Source organism: Pseudomonas arvensis (assembly GCF_056688935.1).
This window is the reverse complement of the sequence record NZ_CP162038.1, coordinates 5163984-5181776: the sequence shown is the minus strand read 5'-3', so window position 1 is coordinate 5181776 and position 17793 is coordinate 5163984. Positions and strand designations below refer to the sequence as shown.

Annotated in this window: 20 protein-coding genes and 1 pseudogene; 10 read left to right on the top strand and 11 right to left on the bottom strand. The window is 50.7% G+C overall.

What is annotated here, in order from left to right; genetic code table 11:
- The first annotated feature begins 202 nt into the window (after positions 1–202).
- From AB3G88_RS23510 to kwaB, 6 genes are all read left to right on the top strand, one after another.
- A complete protein-coding gene (locus AB3G88_RS23510; RefSeq protein WP_480451884.1) occupies positions 203–1003 on the top strand; it encodes a hypothetical protein in 801 nt (266 codons plus the stop codon).
- A 145-nt stretch (positions 1004–1148) separates the two neighbouring features.
- Positions 1149–1568 carry a very short patch repair endonuclease gene (locus tag AB3G88_RS23505; protein WP_104994801.1) on the top strand — a complete coding sequence of 140 codons (420 nt, stop codon included), beginning with the start codon at positions 1149–1151 and terminating at the stop codon, positions 1566–1568.
- Complete coding sequence (locus AB3G88_RS23500) at positions 1565–2776, top strand: DNA cytosine methyltransferase (RefSeq protein WP_104994800.1); 1212 nt, start codon at positions 1565–1567, stop codon at positions 2774–2776. The genes AB3G88_RS23505 and AB3G88_RS23500 overlap by 4 nt, the downstream gene beginning before the upstream one ends.
- Positions 2773–3423, top strand: coding sequence for an Eco29kI family restriction endonuclease (locus AB3G88_RS23495; protein WP_104994799.1), 651 nt, complete (start codon positions 2773–2775; stop codon positions 3421–3423). Before AB3G88_RS23500 ends, AB3G88_RS23495 begins: the two co-directional genes overlap by 4 nt.
- A 192-nt stretch (positions 3424–3615) precedes the next feature.
- On the top strand, positions 3616–4200 hold the full coding sequence (gene kwaA, locus AB3G88_RS23490) for an anti-phage protein KwaA (protein WP_480451881.1): 585 nt from the start codon (positions 3616–3618) through the stop codon (positions 4198–4200).
- On the top strand, positions 4200–5177 hold the full coding sequence (kwaB, locus tag AB3G88_RS23485; protein WP_480451879.1) for an anti-phage protein KwaB: 978 nt from the start codon (positions 4200–4202) through the stop codon (positions 5175–5177). The genes kwaA and kwaB overlap by 1 nt, the downstream gene beginning before the upstream one ends.
- A gap of 102 nt (positions 5178–5279) precedes the next feature.
- Here the strand turns inward: kwaB and AB3G88_RS23480 are convergent, their stop codons facing one another.
- Complete coding sequence (locus tag AB3G88_RS23480) at positions 5280–5867, bottom strand: recombinase family protein (protein WP_104994796.1); 588 nt, start codon at positions 5865–5867, stop codon at positions 5280–5282.
- A 273-nt stretch (positions 5868–6140) separates the two neighbouring features.
- Here AB3G88_RS23480 and AB3G88_RS23475 point away from each other — a divergent pair, with 273 nt between their 5' ends.
- The gene (locus AB3G88_RS23475; protein ID WP_480451877.1) at positions 6141–6548 is read left to right on the top strand and encodes a hypothetical protein; all 408 of its coding nucleotides are present in this window, start codon (positions 6141–6143) and stop codon (positions 6546–6548) included.
- A gap of 378 nt (positions 6549–6926) precedes the next feature.
- On the opposite strand, the gene AB3G88_RS23470 is transcribed toward AB3G88_RS23475, so the two are convergent.
- The gene (locus AB3G88_RS23470) at positions 6927–7169 is read right to left on the bottom strand and encodes a helix-turn-helix domain-containing protein (protein ID WP_104994793.1); all 243 of its coding nucleotides are present in this window, start codon (positions 7167–7169) and stop codon (positions 6927–6929) included.
- 107 nt (positions 7170–7276) lie between these two features.
- Here AB3G88_RS23470 and AB3G88_RS23465 point away from each other — a divergent pair, with 107 nt between their 5' ends.
- Both AB3G88_RS23465 and AB3G88_RS23460 read left to right on the top strand, forming a co-directional pair.
- Complete coding sequence (locus tag AB3G88_RS23465; protein ID WP_158683650.1) at positions 7277–7501, top strand: hypothetical protein; 225 nt, start codon at positions 7277–7279, stop codon at positions 7499–7501.
- Positions 7502–8420: 919 nt separating this feature from the next.
- Positions 8421–8711 (top strand): annotated as a pseudogene (locus AB3G88_RS23460) (energy transducer TonB family protein); the annotation flags it as partial.
- Positions 8712–9232: 521 nt separating this feature from the next.
- Here the strand turns inward: AB3G88_RS23460 and AB3G88_RS23455 are convergent.
- The 3 genes from AB3G88_RS23455 to cysZ form a co-directional block, all read right to left on the bottom strand.
- Positions 9233–10738, bottom strand: coding sequence for a DEAD/DEAH box helicase (locus tag AB3G88_RS23455; protein ID WP_480451874.1), 1506 nt, complete (start codon positions 10736–10738; stop codon positions 9233–9235).
- A gap of 260 nt (positions 10739–10998) precedes the next feature.
- The gene (locus AB3G88_RS23450; RefSeq protein WP_158683648.1) at positions 10999–12390 is read right to left on the bottom strand and encodes a site-specific integrase; all 1392 of its coding nucleotides are present in this window, start codon (positions 12388–12390) and stop codon (positions 10999–11001) included.
- 76 nt (positions 12391–12466) lie between these two features.
- Positions 12467–13231 carry a sulfate transporter CysZ gene (gene cysZ, locus AB3G88_RS23445; protein ID WP_480451872.1) on the bottom strand — a complete coding sequence of 255 codons (765 nt, stop codon included), beginning with the start codon at positions 13229–13231 and terminating at the stop codon, positions 12467–12469.
- Between the two features lie 281 nt (positions 13232–13512).
- Between cysZ and trxB the strand changes: the two genes are divergently transcribed.
- Positions 13513–14475 (top strand): thioredoxin-disulfide reductase, encoded by a 963-nt coding sequence (trxB, locus tag AB3G88_RS23440; protein ID WP_480451870.1) that lies wholly within the window; start codon positions 13513–13515, stop codon positions 14473–14475.
- A 239-nt stretch (positions 14476–14714) separates the two neighbouring features.
- Here trxB and AB3G88_RS23435 read toward each other — a convergent pair whose 3' ends face one another.
- Genes AB3G88_RS23435 through AB3G88_RS23410 form a run of 6 tightly spaced genes read right to left on the bottom strand, consistent with a single transcriptional unit; the run spans position 14715 to position 17645 of the window.
- Positions 14715–15056 carry a HopJ type III effector protein gene (locus AB3G88_RS23435; RefSeq protein WP_178075430.1) on the bottom strand — a complete coding sequence of 114 codons (342 nt, stop codon included), beginning with the start codon at positions 15054–15056 and terminating at the stop codon, positions 14715–14717.
- Complete coding sequence (locus AB3G88_RS23430) at positions 15049–15345, bottom strand: DUF1244 domain-containing protein (protein WP_143522584.1); 297 nt, start codon at positions 15343–15345, stop codon at positions 15049–15051. Before AB3G88_RS23430 ends, AB3G88_RS23435 begins: the two co-directional genes overlap by 8 nt.
- A gap of 16 nt (positions 15346–15361) precedes the next feature.
- Positions 15362–15733, bottom strand: a complete 372-nt coding sequence (folX, locus tag AB3G88_RS23425) for a dihydroneopterin triphosphate 2'-epimerase (protein ID WP_003194073.1) — start codon at positions 15731–15733, stop codon at positions 15362–15364.
- 2 nt (positions 15734–15735) lie between these two features.
- Positions 15736–16296, bottom strand: a complete 561-nt coding sequence (gene folE / locus AB3G88_RS23420; protein ID WP_099587260.1) for a GTP cyclohydrolase I FolE — start codon at positions 16294–16296, stop codon at positions 15736–15738.
- Positions 16297–16316: 20 nt separating this feature from the next.
- Positions 16317–17027 carry a dihydromonapterin reductase gene (folM, locus tag AB3G88_RS23415; protein ID WP_191948323.1) on the bottom strand — a complete coding sequence of 237 codons (711 nt, stop codon included), beginning with the start codon at positions 17025–17027 and terminating at the stop codon, positions 16317–16319.
- A gap of 57 nt (positions 17028–17084) precedes the next feature.
- Positions 17085–17645 carry a putative antibiotic biosynthesis monooxygenase gene (locus AB3G88_RS23410; RefSeq protein ID WP_480451867.1) on the bottom strand — a complete coding sequence of 187 codons (561 nt, stop codon included), beginning with the start codon at positions 17643–17645 and terminating at the stop codon, positions 17085–17087.
- Positions 17646–17793 lie beyond the last annotated feature (148 nt).

The window sequence follows — 17793 nt, the reverse complement described above, 5'->3', positions numbered from 1 at the left end:
ATGTATCAGCGATATGGACGGACTGAAAGTCTTGGGTTGGTCTCATCGCTCCCCGGACTCGGTTGGTTTAATGGTATGTAGGCTGGGTAGGGTGATACGGGATTTTGACGTCAAAATTGCATTCCTTTCGGGTAAATGGTTTTATTGGCCATCACTGGTTATTTGTCCAGTGTTTTGGATGAAACCTCTCAGAGAACATTTGATGCAGACAATTTTGGATTTGATCGAAAACGCAACGATGCAGGCTTGGATTTGGGGACCCTTGATGGGGGTGGTCTTTGGTGCTTTGTTCGCGGGTGTGACTAATTCGCCAACTGTAAATGCACCCGTCACCGTGACTCAGACGACAAATACATACATCACAAAAGTCGTCGTGAACCAGCAACGCTCAAGTTCTGGTGACGATGGTGGCGGTGCTATGGCTGTTCTAATCGCCGCAGGTTTCGGTCTGGTCTTTCTGGTCTGGAAATATGCGATACATATCGACCTTGTGCATCATTGTCTCTGGGCGCTTTTGTCAACTTTGCTGTCTTTCAGCTTGACCACTGCCCTGGTTTCTCTGGTTAAAGGGCAGTTCACGTCAAGTAGTTGGGGCGTTTACATAGCCGCGCCTGTCGTAATTCTTGCTGTTTGTGGTCGCCTTCTATCGCTGGCAAAAGCATCTTTTGATCCTGAGCTAACGCAACTGGCATCTCAGCATACGTTTTTGGATTTTTACGTTCATACCCTATCGACATACGGGCAGTCCCTGATGATTTTTCAGGTTTTTGGTGTGGCATTGATCTTTCTTGTGATGGTTTTCACTGGGGTCGCACTGCTTCACTATCTGGCACTGATGAACCAGCGTAGCTATGGCCCACTGCAAGGTTTTTGGATGTTTTTGACTGGCGCCACTATGTTTTTCTCTGGGAAAATGTGGTTTCTCGTTATGGCCATTGTGCTCGGATTGAGCTATGTGTTGGTCGAGCCGAGTTTGATGCCAACGTGGGCAACTCAACGATAGTATTGCAGGCGCAACGCTCTGTAATGGCCATCAGGTATGAGGGGCGGTCCGGCCTCATACCTTCGAACATCGTTTCAAGTGTTATCAGGCCATCACTATTCGGGGCATTTCATAATGAATGGATTCCTTCTGACTGGTAAGATTCGTGGATACGCTGACCCCCTCTGATCGAAGCCTTCGTATGGCTAGGGTGAAGTCAAAGGGTACCAAGCCGGAAATGGTGGTGCGACGGCTACTTTTTTCGATGGGGTATCGCTACCGGCTTCACGACCGTAGCCTTCCAGGCAGCCCTGACATTATTTTCAGAGGTCGGAAGAAAGTCATTTTCGTCCATGGATGCTTTTGGCATCGACATGATGGCTGCCCACTCGCACGATTACCTAAGTCTCGGTTGGACTTCTGGATTCCAAAATTGGAAGGCAACAGGGAACGTGATACACGCACGCTGCATCAGCTAAATTCACTGGGATGGGATGTTCTTGTGATTTGGGAATGCGAGCTTAAAGATTTGAATTTACTAGAGAAAATGCTGAATGGCTTTCTTGGTCGGGGGAACACGCAATGAAATCCGTTGAGCTATTCGCTGGTGCGGGCGGCCTTGCTATGGGGTGTGAAATCGCTGGGTTTTCACATTTGGCTGTCGTTGAGTGGGATAAGTGGGCTTGCGATACCGTTCGCGAAAATCAGAAGCGTGGCTACCCATTGGTGCAACATTGGAATTTGCACGAAGGTGACGTGCGTGGTTTTGATTGGAGCAGCGTCCCGGAGGGCATTGAATTGCTTGCCGGTGGCCCTCCGTGTCAACCGTTCTCCATCGGCGGTAAGCATGGTGCATACGACGACAGTCGTGACATGTTTCCTGCGACCGTTGAAATCATCCGCAGATTGAAGCCTAAAGCGTTCATCGTTGAAAACGTAAAAGGTCTGACGCGTGCAGCTTTCGCAAATTACTACCAGTACATTTTGCTACAGCTTGAGTTCCCCGAGTTACCACGTCGTAAGGACGAGGGATGGCATGACCATCTGATGCGTCTGCAAGCCGAACGAACCTCTGGTAAGCGCAAAGGTAAAGGCCACACCTACAACGTGGTACCAACCCTTGTGAACGCTGCTGATTATGGCGTACCACAGAAGAGGGAGAGGGTCTTCATCGTTGGATTTCGGGACGACCTTGGAGTTGAATGGTCCTTTCCGGAAGAGACACATAGCTATGATTCCTTGTTGCATTCGCAGTGGGTTACCGGTGAATACTGGGCCAGGCACGGTCTGAGAATGCCTGAAGTTCCCGCAAAGCTGGTGTCACGCGTCCGTAAGTTGAAGAGTGATCTGTTTCCTGTGGATAAAGCACCATGGCGAACAGTTCGTGATGCAATTGCTGATCTTCCTGATCCTGAAACCCGTGCAGCGTTGAAAGTGCCTAACCATACGTTTCAGGGAGGGGCTCGCTCTTACCCAGGCCACACTGGGAGTCCGTTAGATTTACCAGCAAAAACACTGAAAGCTGGTGACCATGGCGTACCTGGTGGTGAGAACATGTTGGTCAAGGAGAATGGAGACGTGCGTTATTTCACTGTCCGTGAAAGCGCCCGTATTCAAACGTTCCCAGACGGTTTCCGGTTCCATGGCAGTTGGTCCGAAACCATGCGACAGCTCGGCAATGCTGTCCCTGTATTGTTGGCACAGCACGTAGCGTCGAGCGTTGCGGAAAAATTGGCGATTGCTGAAATCATCCGTATTCAAAAAACCGTCAAGAAGGTGGTAAACGTCGCATGACGGGCAAGGTCGTTCCATTCAATCCGCTAGATAAGAAAAATCTGGGAGCCAGCGTTGCAGAGGCGTTGCTGTCGAAGGAAGTACATCCTCTAAATGCTTTGCCCATTTTTGACGGGGCAGGTGTGTATGCGATTTACTACACCGGCAACTTTCCTGCGTATGCGCGTTTGGCGTCATTGAACCAAAATGGACAGTTCATGTTGCCTATTTATGTAGGTAAAGCTGTGCCTGCTGGTGCCCGTATGGGTGGCGATTTAGGTTCATCACCTGGAAAGGTTCTTCAAAAACGATTGAAGGAGCACGCAGACAGTATTCGCGCAGCAGAAAATCTGAGTATCGATGATTTTCATTGTCGGTTTTTGGTCGTAGACGATATTTGGATTCCTCTGGGAGAGTCGTTGATCATTGCGAGATTCACCCCTGTTTGGAATTCGCTAATCGATGGTTTTGGTAACCATAATCCGGGTAAAGGTCGGCACGCCGGCATGCGTCCACGTTGGGACGTTTTACACCCAGGGCGTTCATGGGCGATGAATCTTGCCGATCGGCCGGAGAAAGCGAAGGATATCGAGGATGATGCCTCCACCTATCTTCGGGAACGAGCACCAAGTCTGTCGACTCAATTCATCAAAGCAGAAGGCGAGTAATATCGTCGGCAAAAATCGAAATTCTTCACCATCTCCGAAACGCTGACGCCCCCAAAAATCACTCCCACGCATCTGCCATGTATTCATGGCAGATTGCTTTGTGCTGGCCTATGGACATCTATCTCGATATCGAATACGGTAGAGAAAATAGACATATATATGAGCTAGCTTGGGCGAAGGGATGATGACTCAATGCGGATCAGCGGCAGTGGTGAAAAGTTTGAGTTGTATATACTTTCGCTATGGTTTTTATTTCTTTTAATTATCGTAATTACGATTGATGTGCCATTTTGCTATGGTGAAGACTGTAAGTTTATAGGCTTGGCATCTTTACTACAGAGAAATATAATTTCTGTTATTGCATTCGGGTTTCTGGCTTTTGGCACCTTGTATTATTTTCGATTTGATTATCGGGTCGCCGGAAGTAAAAGTATTGCTTCTAGAGTTGTGAAAATCGAAGATGTGAATTATGAGCATCTTACATTTCTAACAACTTACATCATTCCTTTAATTTGTTTCAATTTGACCAGCTTCAGATATTTGCTTGCTTTGGGAATATTGTTGTTTGTTATAGGTGTGATATACGTTAAGACTGATAAGTTTTATGCTAATCCTACATTGGCTGTACTCGGATTTAGAGTATATAAGGTCAATTTGCAGACGCGTCTGGGATTGGTTGAAGGTGTTGTGGTTATTTCAAAGGAACGTTTGGCTGAAGGGGACCAAGTAAGTCGCTTGGGACTAGATGATAAAGTCTACTTCGTAAGGAAAGCGTAATGTCAATTGACGATCTGAAAACAAAAATAGCAGCAGTTGTAGCGGATGGTTGCGGTTCTGAAATATTTTTCCTTTTGGATTCTGATAATGGCATGCAAATTAAAAAGGCTGATATAGACGAGGTGCCCCAAGCAGAACTAACCAAAATGTTTGTAGATACGATTACCAATAAGATACTTCTAAATGATGAGATTTCCCTGATCAAATTGTCGAATGCGGATGAGCGCAGGGAAACCATATATCATTATGATATACCAGATGTTCCTGTGGAGTTACAACACCTGCGAAACATCATAGCAGCGGATGACTTTGAAGAGTTTTCATTTGCCAATGATAATTTGAATAATCTTGAAGGTATACTGGTTCTGCTTGGTAATACAGAACATCAAATGGCGCTTTACAAATACCAATATCCGGTGTCATTGCTGAGAAAGGATACAGGGTTTAATTTGATGCGTTCTCGCGGAACCAATCGATTCAAAAAGCTTGATGAAGACGTGTTGAAAATAAATGCAAAGTTCGAGTTCTTCAAAATAGATGGTCAATACTATATTTTGGACTTGAAGGCGTTGGAACGTTTTTTTGGATTTCATGAAGCTATTAAGAATATTGCTGCAAAAGGGATTGAAAATATCAGGCAGGCTGATCTTGTTGATAATGTACAGGTTCTTTCCGACCGGCTGGATGATATTTCATTTTCGAGAAAGCTTGTCCGTGCCGCTAGTGCTTCACCGGTTCTAAATCTGATCCCCAACGCGGAAGTCATCAGTTTTGCAAGTACGCACCCCGCCCTGCGAGGACGGTTTAAACTAACGGATGATGGAGAGCGGTTCAACTTGCGTACTAAAACATCGCAAACATTATTTTTGAAATTGTTGAATGATGATTTTCTTCAGTCGGAACTTACTAAGCGTTATTATGATAGCTTGGCAAAGGATGCTATTGACGCTGGTGTGGCCCCAGCCCCAGCCGTATGAGTATGTATGCTTGATATTTAGTCTTTACTTTTATTGTTGTAGGTGTACAAGCGTGCATGGGACCCATCTACCCTTTACCCCAAATAGGGTGGTGGCGTTTATCTAGACCCCCGTAGGGGTGCCGGGGGTGTTCCAGTGACGCTTGACAGTTGCAATCCCAATGCCTAGTTCGCTGGCAACCTGTGTCTGGATTAACCCCTGCTTTTTTAACCGTTGCACTTTGTTTGTAGTATCTACCGCGATTGGGCGACCAAGCTGCTTTCCTTCAGCTTTGGCACGTATCAATCCTTGCTGAGTACGTTCTATCAGCAGATCACGTTCAAACTCAGCTACGGCGCTCAAAACCTGCATTGTCATCTTGCCTGCCGGACTGGTCAGGTCTACGCCGCCTAATGCTAAGCAATGTACTCGAATTCCAATTCCTGCTAGATGTTCAACGGTCTGACGCACATCCATTGCATTTCGACCCAATCGGTCCAGTTTGGTCACAATCAGTACGTCACCTGTTTCCATTCGATCCAATAGCTTTTGAAACCCTTGGCGTTCACTGGCAGCGATGCTGCCCGATATGACTTCTTCTATTACCCGGCTTGCCTGTACGTCGAATCCGGCTGCTTTCACTTCTTGTATTTGGTTTGCAGTGAACTGAGTGGATGTTGAAACACGGCAGTATAGAAATGTGCGGGACATGGGATGTACTCACGTATCATTAAACGTGGTATCACTGTAGGGTGGTATCGTTATATGTGCAAGGTTATTTTGTTGATACGTTTAAGGCGACCAATTTCGCGCATCACCAAACGGTCATTTGATGATACTACCTTCGGAGTGTCCGGATCATGCTGGCGATGCCTTCATTGGTCGTGTACAGCGTCTCTAGTGCGCCGACGACGTTGGTGTGAGTCTCTATGCCGACACATCGCTAGGATGGATAATCCGCTCACGATCAAGGAGAACTGAAGAATGACTAGGCTGAGCGGGTGGCAACGGCTGTGGATTGTGGGGGCAGTAATACTACTAGTCGGCATCACCCTAGGCGGTATGGATTTCTACCCCAGTCAGTCCGAGGTCAAAGACAGGTATCAAGCACGCTTAACGTTCTGGGGTGACTGTAACCTCTACTACCAAGGCCACAAGCTAGCACCAGAAACGCCACCATCACTCTGCCTCGGCTTTAAAAAAGATGATGTAGTGCTGACCTATAGAAAAACGGCAATCGAGTATAACGATGAAGTGGAGCGAGTACCTGTTAGGCGTCTGGAATGGGCTGGGGCCATTCTAGTTATATGGGCCATCACTAACCTCGTCATTTTCATCGTGTTTACCACCACAAGGTGGATATACCGAGGCTTTCGCCCCAAGGCTGCATAACCAACCCCAACTCACGCTGTATGAGCTACCGGATTTGGATCAGCGGACTGTCACCAATCTGCACCACGTAAGCGATAGTGGGCAGGCTGGCATGGTGAGCGGCCTGTCTCAGGGCTTGATCTACTTTCTTGGCAATGGGAGCCCGGTTCAATTCATCTTGGTAGGTGGTAGTCCAGACTGAGTAATCAGGTGCTCGCTGCCAGCCTTGTTTGCGAAGTGACATTTGAAACTTCAATCGTTGCAGGGCCGTAGCATCTTTTAGCCGGGGTATCGCTGTGCAATGCACCATGGAAATATTCTCTGTGTTGGGCGCTCACCCTGTGCCTATTCTCACACAACACCATCAGACTAAATCCCATTGTAGGGGCAAAGCAGCAATCAATTTGACTCTGGGGTATCGCTAACTGCTTTCTCTAAATCCGATATGAGAACGGATGGAGGGCATCGCAATGCATGTGCAAGCTTGAACACAACTGCAATTGTGGGATGGTGAATTCCTCGCTCGATCAAGCTGACATAATTGCGCTGCACATCAGCCTCATGGGCAAGCTGTTCCTGGGTCAGTCCGGCGTCCCTACGCTTCTGGCGAAGGACCTTACCGAAAGCTACGCCGATATCCACTTTTACAGTCCGGTCTTAAAGACGGGTAACTGTCGGTGATGGCTGTGGATACGTCCTCACAGTATACTGTGAATATTGAGATAAAATTCACTGAAACCGAGGTCAGTATGAAGCTCTACACCGCAATCTTTATCGCAGCGATCAGCATGCCCGTAGCCAGTGTGGCCGGAATCTGTTCACTAGAATTTGGGTACGTCTCGGACATCAGACAAGCATTGGGCGTTGGCGTACTGACGGCCTTCATCATGCTGGTGGCTGCGCTGATCTTATTCTTGGCTGGGATGCCCGCGACCTTACGCCGTCTGCGCCCCCAGACCAATTCAAGCAACTGACTTTCAAGGACGAATCGCATGACAATTTTTCGACAAGCCTGGTTTTTAATGGCATCAGGAACCGCATCCAGCGCTGTATCAGCCACCCAAACTGGCAAGGGCACATCTGATGATTTGCTATGGGCATTCCTCTTAGCAGCCCCACCGGTAGCTTACGCAGTGAACAAGTGGTGGCGATGGGGTCTTGGCTTCAGATTTGGTAATGCAAGCGGTGCGGGCTTTCTGTCCGCATTGAAGTGGTCGTCAATCGCCGCCGTCTGGGTCGGAATCGTAATGGGGTTAGTATGGTTGATGTACAAGAACTGATGTTTGTGAAGCAAGTTATTAACCAAAACAAACCGCCTGTTCAATAACACACATCGCTAGATATTTATGCCCGTTAGCGGGGGCTTCACATGGAACGCTTCTTGCTAATAGTGTTATCTGGCTTGTCAATAATTAGAATAATGGAAGTATTATGCGAAAAATTATTTCGGCCTTGATGTTTTTGCCTGCGATTGCACTTGGGCAGAGTTACAGTGAAACAAATTTGAAAGCACTGGAAGACGCCAACAACGTGATGTACTGGGGTGGGCTGTCAAGGGCATTTGCAAGCAACCAAAACCAAGAATTAAACTGGTTCAAAAACAAAGCATTCGAACTGGATAAAGAGTTCGCAATAACTGCGTGCGGTGATGGCCTTTGTTACATATTGGGAGGGCGTGACAATTTGAGGGTTGCGGTCAAACAGCAAGAAGGCGATTTCAATGGGCGAAAACTACAAGGGCAGTTTGTTCGTGTGGTAGGTACAGATATGTACGGAACGCTAGTTATTGAACGGTTAACTACTAATAAGAAAATCGTAAAACAGCCAGTCAGACAGCCGAATACCGCACCTATACCAACACCTATATCCATCAAACAACAATATCCTGATCTGGCTGCTCACTTTGACGAACTTATTAAGTCCAGAGCTTCCGAGGGCTGGTCACGGCCGCCATCTGTAAGGCAGGAAATGGTCGTTGAACTGCAAATCAGCATCAGTCCAGATGGTACTGTCACATCAGTTGACGTAGCGAAATCCAGTGGTGACTTGGCATTTGATAAATCAGCAGTAGCAGCAGTCAAGAACATTGGGCGACTGACTGAAATGCAGGAAATGAAACCTATTGATACACTCAAGTACCGATCATTTCAAATGACATTTACGCCAGAAGATTTGGCTTTGTGAAAGGAGACCCAAAACTGATCTGTTTTGAATGTATTTACGAGCTTGCAAAGTTTAGCTTGTGACTGCTAAGGATTGGATCGGTTTTTACGGAAGTTCACTGAATTGATACTTGGATGTTGTATTAGATGATCGATATTCTGGAACTGCATGCGAGGTGACGAGCGTGCAATGCGGAGCATGCGCCATGAACGATTATACGGCGTTTTGGAGGCCGAAAACGATTTCGGGGTAACCCGTGGCGGTTTGACCTAGATCAACTCCTAAATTGATCTAGAGGCTTGTACAGGGTTGGTTGATGCAGAACGTTGCTAGAACGTTGCTGGAGTATGGTTGAAAGTATTGATTGTATAATCAAACATACGACGCGAAGCGGAGTATCCCTTGCCCTGCAAGGGATCAGGCAGTATACATTTAGAATCTAAAATCGGTTAACGAATTCGTTCGCTACGCGCCCGAATTATTCGCTGCGCGAATGGATGTTTTTGATTTTTAGTATGATCCCTTTAAAGATTATAAGAGAATTAACTAATTCTGAGTGCCGAACTAATTTTCATGCTGGTCTGTTTTCGCTCTTTATTGTAGTTGTATATTGTGTTTACTGAAATTTCAGTGCGTTTTGCAACGACGGCAGGCTTCAAACCAGTTGCCAGCAAACGCATTGCTTCGGATTTACCCGGTTCAGGCTTTGGCCCTGGGGCTTCAAGCTTTCTGTATGTACGTGCATATTTCATATCAATGACTGCACCTTCCAGGTACGTGTTGATCAAATATTCGGCCACTTCGTAGGTTTGTACGTAAAGAATCACGTCTGCGGTGGACGTTTGGTCTCGTAACGAGCAGCGGTATACGTTTTGAAGCGTTGCATCGAACAGGTACGTTTGCGTCCATGCATTACGCAGTGATTCATAGGACTGGTTATATTTTTCAGCCAATTGCATCAAGCACTTTGTGGCAATGGTGACGTGGTTTCCGTGAAACATGCATAATGCATCGTGTACGTGCGACCAAAGATTTAACCCACGGCTATCCATATTGCATTTAATTAAATTGTTCTTGTAGTCAAGTTTTGCCCAGTCTTGTACGAATACCAGGCATTGACGACCAGGATCAACTATTTCGGAAACTAAGTCGGCAATAACTTGAATGTTGCGGGTTCCTGTTTCGACTACTTGGTTTGCATTCTCTGGTTTGTAAGGGGAGTTCAAAACCGACTTGCTACACTGATCTGATGTCAGCATAGGGTAAATTGTGATTTTCTTTCTGTGTTTCGATGGTTTGTGTGGTGTCAGGCTCGATTTTTGGTAGTTAAAGCCATGTGCGTTTGCGAACCACTCAAAAAGCGATCCAGTCCATGTAGCAGTAAGTAGATGTACTTCACGGCAGTGCTTGAATCTGTCGAAAAAACCAGCTTCATCAGCAAAGTATACTAGGGAATACTTTGAATCATCTTCGTTCGAAATGAAAATCTCTTGGCGAGCAAGTGCTGCTTCGTATATTTGGAGGGCATCCTTCGATAGCAATGATGTCGGTCCGGCACCGTTTGAGTTTGTATTAAATGCACGCAGCTCATCTTCTACTTTTTTTGTGCAACCTGATTTGATTGTCACGCGGCCGCACAAGCCAACGTCAAGGTATTGTAATGCTGATAACTGGGAACTCTTTACCTTGTTAGCTTGTGGCCTTACTGGAGTCGGTAACTCGTCAACAATCGCGATCCAGTTCTTTAGGTGATTGGTTCTACACTGGTGGAATGCTGCCTGTTGACATACGATCAGATTGTTAGCTTCGGTAAGGTCAAGGCTTTTGTTTAATGTTGCAATTGCAGCAACTCCATCTCCGCTATCAATTTTCAATGGTGTAAGCCCGAGGGCGCATAGTTTTTTGAAAACTTCATCCGCGAGAGATATCGTTGGTACCACAAATAACACTTGTTTGCCGGTAGCCAGCCACTGAGGAACGACTCGGCACGCGTTGTGAGTTTTACCCGTCCCGGGTCGAGATAAAGCGATGTGAATAGTTTTGTTCATTTTGAATTCAGATGAAAGCGTGATTGCTTGTCACCATCTTTGCACGAGTTTGGGCCTTGATAAACATTGGCTAGGATGAATTTTGATTGGTTGATAACTAGCACTTATCTGTAAGGCTTTGTGTTTAGGTAAGGTTGAGGGTGAATTGCATCAAATGTTTGGATGTATTGCTCGGTGGGGACCTTGTTTTGTGAGTTGTAGTTGCATCAAAGTCATGGTGTGCAAGGCTTTGGGAAAGTCCAAAGCCTTATTCTATAAAATTATTCTATGTGATTAGTTGGCACGTCCTTCGTCAAACGAAATTGATCTGAATTACCCTTTTCGCTTGTGATCTCTTCAGCGGTGGGTAACAGACCTGCTGCTTTCGCAATGCTCGGTAGTTTCCGGATTTCTTCGGACATTCGTGACAATGGATTAATGCCATAGCTATCACCAATGTGTCCAGACGCGTGGCCGGTAATCCAGTCAGAAACTTCTTTCGCGATCCCGTATTCTCGGGCAAGCGTCTTGAATGTATGCCGGAAACCGTGAAGGGGATGGCGACCTTTTCGATACACACCCCAACGGATAACCATTGGACGCCACGCTTTGGAAACGATGCCCGCAAAGCCATCGGATACCTTTACCAATTGGGGAAATAAGCGGGATTCCCGGTCCTTACCGGCTACCAGCTCCAGTATACCTAGGGTAAGCAGGTCATCATGCAGAGGAATATCGCGTCGGCTTCCTTCGGTCTTGACGGATTTGTCTGGTTTGTCATCATCGATCCGCATAAACCATTGCCCTTTGGTGTCTTGTCGTAAGTCACATACATACAATTGGCTAATTTCTTCGCGCCTCGCACCGGTGTAGGCTGCGATTATTGGTAACCAAAACAGCGCATTACCAGGTCGGCCCGTTGTATGTCGTAGAGCTTTGAACTCGGGTTGACTGAAAATTTTGATTAACTCATTCCATTCATAACCCTTGTCATCGTCGAGCATCCTCTTCGGTTTCGATGACCCTAGTCGCTTGTTGATGCGCGATGTGCTTACGGGATTATGCGCCATCAGTCCTGTATCAACTGCATAAGAAAAGACAGATGAAAGTCGGGCAATAATGAGCCGAATCGATGATGTTGCCAGCGGCGTGTTGCTGTGTTTTACAAATGATTTAGTTAGCTTCTCCGCAAAGTCTTGGATGTGCTTTGGCCCGATTTCAGCAATGTTGTGGTCTGCCACCAGGGCGATGAACCTATCAACCGCCCTTTTATAGTCAACAGTGTGGCGTCGGATCACGTGAGCAGGTTTGCTCGCTAGTCCTATTGATTCCGTATACCGAAGAAATGTTTCTGAGAGCCTGATGGCGTTGGGTTTGGTTGAACTGGCGGTTTCGTATTCAGGTTTTGTATGGGCGCAGTTCGTCATGGAGAAGGCGTTACAGAGCGGAATTCCGACTGGGACAGAATTGTCGTTGCGTACCTGATGGAAAAAGCGCTCTGACTCAGCGTATGCAAGCGCAAAGGCTGCCTTCGCTTCGTGGTGATTCCGTGTATTCAGCGAGCGGCGAATTTCAGTTCTGCCAATCACCGGTCGTATGTCATCTGGCACCCTGCGCCTTAGGTAATAGATACCAGAGTCGGGGTGCCGGAATGGTTGTGCTATCAGTGCCATATGTACCAGCCTTGTGTATCAGTGGGCTGGGAAAGGGCTGTTCAGACAAGCGGTCGAAAGCGGTTGTTCGATGGATTTATGACTTGGCTACAGTCTGCCGTGCCATCGTCTCGGCACCTTGCTCACGCACCCAGAACAAGGTCGCGCCAGCCACCGCTGCCGGCATCATCAGCAGGTTGACCACCGGCACCAGCAGCACCAGGTAAACAATGCCGCCGAAGCTCATGCTCTGCCAGCGTTTCTGGCGCAGCCAGGCGAGCATTTCGTTCCAGCCCAGCTTGTGGTTATCCGCCGGGTAGTCGATGTACTGGATCGCCATCATCCACACGCCGAACAGCAGCCACAGCGGCGCCGCAATCAGGTTCACAACGGGGATAAACGACAGGATAAACAGACCGATCGCCCGCGGGAGAAAGTAGCCCAGCTTGCGCATTTCCCGAGCCAGGGTGCGCGGCACCATGGCGATCAGCTCGCCCCAACTGAACGCGGGGAAGTCATCGGTACCGCGCACCACCACTTCGACTTTCTCCGAGAGAAAGCCATTGAACGGTGCCGCGATGATATTGGCGAGCATGGTGAAGGTGAAAAACACCATCAGCACCACCAACACCACAAACAAGGGCCATAACAGGTAGTTAAGAAAACTCAGCCAGCTCGGCAGCGTCGGCATCAAGTGGTCGACCCACAGGCTGAACTGATGACCGGCGAAGTAGATCAATCCGACGAACAGCACCAGGTTGATCGCCAGGGGCAGCAGCACAAACAGCCGCAGGCTGGGGCTCAATACCAGTTTGAGGCCTTCACGCAGGTATTGCGGGCCGGAAAGAACAGGGGCGGGCATGGAGAACTCCGAGCAAAATGACGATCGCGCCGACCTTACCGGCTTTGCATTCAAGGTGAAAGCCGCGACATCAAAGTTAACAAAGGCGTCGATCAGGCCAACTGACAGCATAGAGACCGCCTATGAGCTGGATTGTTAAACCGTATTTCCTTAATCTTGCCCCCCTCTATACGCTGCACCCATTATTTTCAGGATCTGCGAGTTAAAGCCTTCCCCAAGTGCTTCGCAGTCCTTTTTTATTCCAGCCGCCTTGTAGTCCGGGCGGTCGATAGGAGTGAGTCATGTCTGATACCCGTCATTCGCGAGTGATTATTCTCGGTTCCGGCCCTGCCGGTTACAGCGCTGCGGTCTACGCTGCCCGGGCCAACCTCAAGCCGCTGCTGATCACCGGCATGCAGGCGGGCGGTCAGTTGACCACCACCACGGAAGTCGACAACTGGCCGGGCGACGTCCACGGTTTGACCGGCCCGGTGCTGATGGAGCGTATGAAAGAACACGCCGAGCGCTTTGAAACCGAGATCGTGTTTGATCACATCAACCAGGTCGACTTCTCCCAAAAACCTTACAGCCTGACCGGCGACAGTGGCGTCTACACCTGTGACGCGCTGATCATCGCCACTGGCGCAAGCGCTCGTTACCTGGGCCTGCCATCGGAAGAAGCGTTCATGGGCAAAGGCGTTTCTGCCTGCGCGACCTGCGACGGTTTCTTCTACCGCAACAAGCCAGTTGCGGTCGTCGGCGGCGGCAACACGGCTGTGGAAGAGGCGCTGTACCTGGCCAACATCGCCAGCACCGTGACCCTGGTTCACCGTCGCGAGACCTTCCGCGCCGAGAAGATCCTGATCGACAAGCTGCACGCCCGTGTCGCTGAAGGCAAGATCATCCTCAAGCTCAACGCCACCCTGGATGAAGTCCTGGGCGACAACATGGGCGTGACCGGTGCCCGCCTGAAGAACAACGACGGCAGCTTCGACGAGCTGACAGTCGACGGCGTGTTCATCGCCATCGGCCACACCCCGAACACCTCGTTGTTCGAAGGCGTGCTGGAAGCCAAAGACGGCTACCTGGTGGTGCAGGGCGGCCGTGAAGGCAATGCGACTGCCACCAACATCGAAGGCATCTTCGCGGCCGGCGACGTGGCTGACCATGTGTACCGTCAGGCCATTACCTCGGCTGGCGCCGGTTGCATGGCCGCACTGGATGCCGAGCGTTACCTCGACGGCCTGAAGGACGCTTCGTTCTAACAAACGCCGTAAAACAATGTGGGAGGGGGCAAGCCCTAATGCCGGTCAGTTAAGAGATAAAAGGGCAAAAAGTAACCTGTGGCGAGGGAGCTTGCTCCCGTTGGACTGCGCAGCAGTCCCATTTTTGGGGCCGCTTCGCGCCCCAGCGGGAGCAAGCTCCCTCGCCACAGGTACGGTGTTCGCCCTTAACTGACTGGCATTAGGGCAAGCCCCCTCCCACATTTTGATCTGCGTCTGACTTAGGATTTGCGGGTCAGGGGCTGCGCGCTGAATTTCACACCGGCCAGGCCATTGGCGATCAATGCGCGGATATTGCCGTGGTCGCTGCCCTCAGGCGTAGCGATTACCGAGCGGTAATGCTCGCCAAACGCCAGCAGCGCTTCCTGGTCACTCAAGCCTTCCAGCACCGCCAGACCCAGCGTCTTGCACGACCCTTCATTCTGCCCGGCAGCGTTTTCCACCGCGCCGTTGGTGAAGGCTTGTGGCTGGTAGTCATACCCTGCGGCAACAAACGCCAGGGTATCGGCAAAAGCATGGTCACCGCTGTTGAGGCTGGCGCGCAGGGTGTTCAGATCAGTCATGGGTTTTTCCTTTGGCGAACGCCGCCTGTTGGTCGGCGTTGGCTTCTTTCTGGTATTGGGCTTTCCAGTCGGCGTACGGCATGCCGTACACCACTTCACGGGCATCATCGAGGCTCAGCTCGATGTGGCGCTCGTCGGCCTCGGCCTTGTACCACTTTGACAGGCAGTTACGGCAGAAACCGGAGAGGTTCATCAGATCGATGTTCTGCACATCCTTGCGGCTGTCCAGATGGGCCACCAGCCGGCGGAAGGCGGCAGCTTCGAGTTCGAGGCGTTGTTGATCGTTCATAGGGTTCACTTGAATGTCAGCGGCTGGCCGCCAGGGTAATCGAAACCGACTCGGCAAAGCGCAGCGCATGGGGCTTGTCCACTTCGACCTCGGCATACAGCACCGATTCATTGCTCATCACCAGGTCCAGCAGTTCCTGGGTCAGACGCTCCAGCAGGGCAAAGCGGTTGCCTTCCACATGAGCGATGATCGCCTTGGTGATGGTGCGGTAGTTCAGCGCGTGGTCGATATCGTTGTCGCGCACCGCCTCCTGGGCGGCGTACAGGATGGTCAGGTTGATCAACACATCCTGCTTGTTGAGGATCTCGTCCTCGTTGATGCCGATAAAGGTGCGCAGGCACAGGTCCTTGACCCGGATGCGCGCCATGCCTGGTTGAAGTTGTGGCATTGCTACTTGCTCCGTCCAATCAGTTGCAGGAACTCCATGCGCGTGGTGTTCGACTCGCGGAAAGCGCCGAGCATCACCGAGGTGTTCATGGTTGAATTCTGTTTCTCCACGCCGCGCATCATCATGCACATGTGCCTGGCTTCGATCACCACGGCCACACCGGCGGCCTGGGTCACGTCCTGGATGGCGTCGGCGATCTGCCGCGTGAGGTTTTCCTGGATCTGCAGGCGCCGGGCGAACATGTCGACGATACGCGCCAGTTTCGACAGGCCCAGCACCTTGCCAGTCGGAATATAGGCCACATGGGCCTTGCCGATAAAGGGCAGCAGGTGGTGTTCGCACAGCGAGTACAACTCGATGTCCTTGAGGATCACCATCTCGTCGTTATCGGAAGAGAACAGCGCCCCGTTGACGATCTCTTCCAGGTTCTGCTCATAGCCATGACACAGGTACTGCATGGCTTTGGCGGCGCGCTTGGGCGTGTCGAGCAAGCCTTCGCGCTCTGGGTCTTCGCCGAGGCCTTTGAGAATCTCGCGGTAGTGTTGGGGCAGGGACAAGGTCATACAACATCCTCACATACGGCTTACTTGATATGCCGCCCGCCGTTGACGGTCAGGGTGGTACCGGTGACATAGGGGTTGTCCAGCAAGTAGCGCACGCTCTGGTAGATCACCTCGGGACCGGGCTCGATGCCCAGGGCAGACTTGGCCAAGACCTTGCTGCGATAGGCCGCGTCGTCGTCTTCGTTGAACATCACCATCGCCGGGGCGATGCCGTTGACCTTGATCAGCGGCGCGAACTGCGCGGCAAATGACAGCGTAAGGCTATCGAGCCCGGCCTTGGTGGCGCAGTAGGCAATGTGCTGGCGGCTGCCCTTGCGCACCACGTCATCGCTGATGTGCACGATGTCGGCTGGTGAAGAACGTTGCAGCAGGGGTGAACAATGCAGGTTGATCAGGTACGGCGCAAGCATGTGCACGCTGAACATGTCGCTGAAGGCGCGGCTTTCGTCGCCCGGGGTTTCCGCGACCCAGGCCGAGGCGTTGTGGATGATCGCGCGCAGGCTTTGAGTATGGGTCTGCAGGTCAGCGATAAACGTCAGGATTCCAGCTTCGTTGGAGAAGTCGGCAAACACACCGACCGCACCCCGTTCGCGCAGGGCCTGCACACCGGGGCGTTCGCTGCGATAGCTGAAAATCACCGGTTGGCCTTCGTCCAGCAGGCGCTGGGCGCAATGCAGGCCGACACGTTGGCCGGCGCCGGTGATCAGGATCGGTGCATGGGTTGCAGTCATGGGAGGCTCGCGTCGCTGGCAGGCGCAAATCATACCAGCGACGGGTCGCCCCTGTACTCACGCCGCCGCTTCGGCGGCCTTGCGCGGTGTTGGCGCGGGATGCAGCCAGTTCGCCAGCAGGTGGGTCGACAGCGGAATGAACCAGTAAACCATCAGCGGCGTGAGTGCCATCGTGCTGACCAGCACGCGCGGCACCAGGTCGAGCTGATTGAGCAATGGCCCCAGGACGAAATTGAACAGCAGCGACACCGGGAAAAACGCCAGCCAGATCGCCACCGCCTGTTTCCAGCGCGGCGGACGCGCGCCGGCCGCACCAAACCAGCCGTCGATGCCACTTACGCGGTGCTCGGATGGGTCGGCAAACAACTCGCTGCCACGGCTCAGCCACGCACCGCGGGAGGCGGAAAACTCCCAGGCGTGCAGGGTCTTTTCATCGGCGAAACGGAAAATGATCTGGAATTCGTCATCGTTGGGCGGCGGTGCCAGCACGCCGGAACCCAGGTAACCGGGGAAGTCGGTGGCCAATTGCTCGCCTTCGCGCAGCCAGGCCATCAGTTCTTCGTAGCGCCCTTTGGCGACGCGGCGCGCAACCATCAAGGTGACGGGAGAGGTAGACATTGTGTATCTCCAAATATACGGGTGCGCTGAACCGGGTAGGCGGCGCACAGACGAAGCTGCGGGGTGTTGCAGCGACGTGTAAAAAGCAGGCAAGGATTATTCCTGTTTTGCCGAAATACACCAGCGACATTGGTCCGAAAAGCCCAGA

Excerpts from the sequence above, each read along its gene's own strand:
- AB3G88_RS23510 (WP_480451884.1), top strand. The coding sequence starts at position 203 with ATGCAGACAATTTTGGATTTGATCGAAAACGCAACGATGCAGGCTTGG.
- AB3G88_RS23500 (WP_104994800.1), top strand. The coding sequence starts at position 1,565 with ATGAAATCCGTTGAGCTATTCGCTGGTGCGGGCGGCCTTGCTATGGGG.
- AB3G88_RS23495 (WP_104994799.1), top strand. The coding sequence starts at position 2,773 with ATGACGGGCAAGGTCGTTCCATTCAATCCGCTAGATAAGAAAAATCTG.
- kwaA (WP_480451881.1), top strand. The coding sequence starts at position 3,616 with ATGCGGATCAGCGGCAGTGGTGAAAAGTTTGAGTTGTATATACTTTCG.
- kwaB (WP_480451879.1), top strand. The coding sequence starts at position 4,200 with ATGTCAATTGACGATCTGAAAACAAAAATAGCAGCAGTTGTAGCGGAT.
- AB3G88_RS23480 (WP_104994796.1), bottom strand. The coding sequence starts at position 5,867 with ATGTCCCGCACATTTCTATACTGCCGTGTTTCAACATCCACTCAGTTC.
- AB3G88_RS23475 (WP_480451877.1), top strand. The coding sequence starts at position 6,141 with ATGACTAGGCTGAGCGGGTGGCAACGGCTGTGGATTGTGGGGGCAGTA.
- AB3G88_RS23465 (WP_158683650.1), top strand. The coding sequence starts at position 7,277 with ATGAAGCTCTACACCGCAATCTTTATCGCAGCGATCAGCATGCCCGTA.
- AB3G88_RS23455 (WP_480451874.1), bottom strand. The coding sequence starts at position 10,738 with ATGAACAAAACTATTCACATCGCTTTATCTCGACCCGGGACGGGTAAA.
- AB3G88_RS23450 (WP_158683648.1), bottom strand. The coding sequence starts at position 12,390 with ATGGCACTGATAGCACAACCATTCCGGCACCCCGACTCTGGTATCTAT.
- cysZ (WP_480451872.1), bottom strand. The coding sequence starts at position 13,231 with ATGCCCGCCCCTGTTCTTTCCGGCCCGCAATACCTGCGTGAAGGCCTC.
- trxB (WP_480451870.1), top strand. The coding sequence starts at position 13,513 with ATGTCTGATACCCGTCATTCGCGAGTGATTATTCTCGGTTCCGGCCCT.
- AB3G88_RS23435 (WP_178075430.1), bottom strand. The coding sequence starts at position 15,056 with ATGACTGATCTGAACACCCTGCGCGCCAGCCTCAACAGCGGTGACCAT.
- AB3G88_RS23430 (WP_143522584.1), bottom strand. The coding sequence starts at position 15,345 with ATGAACGATCAACAACGCCTCGAACTCGAAGCTGCCGCCTTCCGCCGG.
- folX (WP_003194073.1), bottom strand. The coding sequence starts at position 15,733 with ATGCCACAACTTCAACCAGGCATGGCGCGCATCCGGGTCAAGGACCTG.
- folE (WP_099587260.1), bottom strand. The coding sequence starts at position 16,296 with ATGACCTTGTCCCTGCCCCAACACTACCGCGAGATTCTCAAAGGCCTC.
- folM (WP_191948323.1), bottom strand. The coding sequence starts at position 17,027 with ATGACTGCAACCCATGCACCGATCCTGATCACCGGCGCCGGCCAACGT.
- AB3G88_RS23410 (WP_480451867.1), bottom strand. The coding sequence starts at position 17,645 with ATGTCTACCTCTCCCGTCACCTTGATGGTTGCGCGCCGCGTCGCCAAA.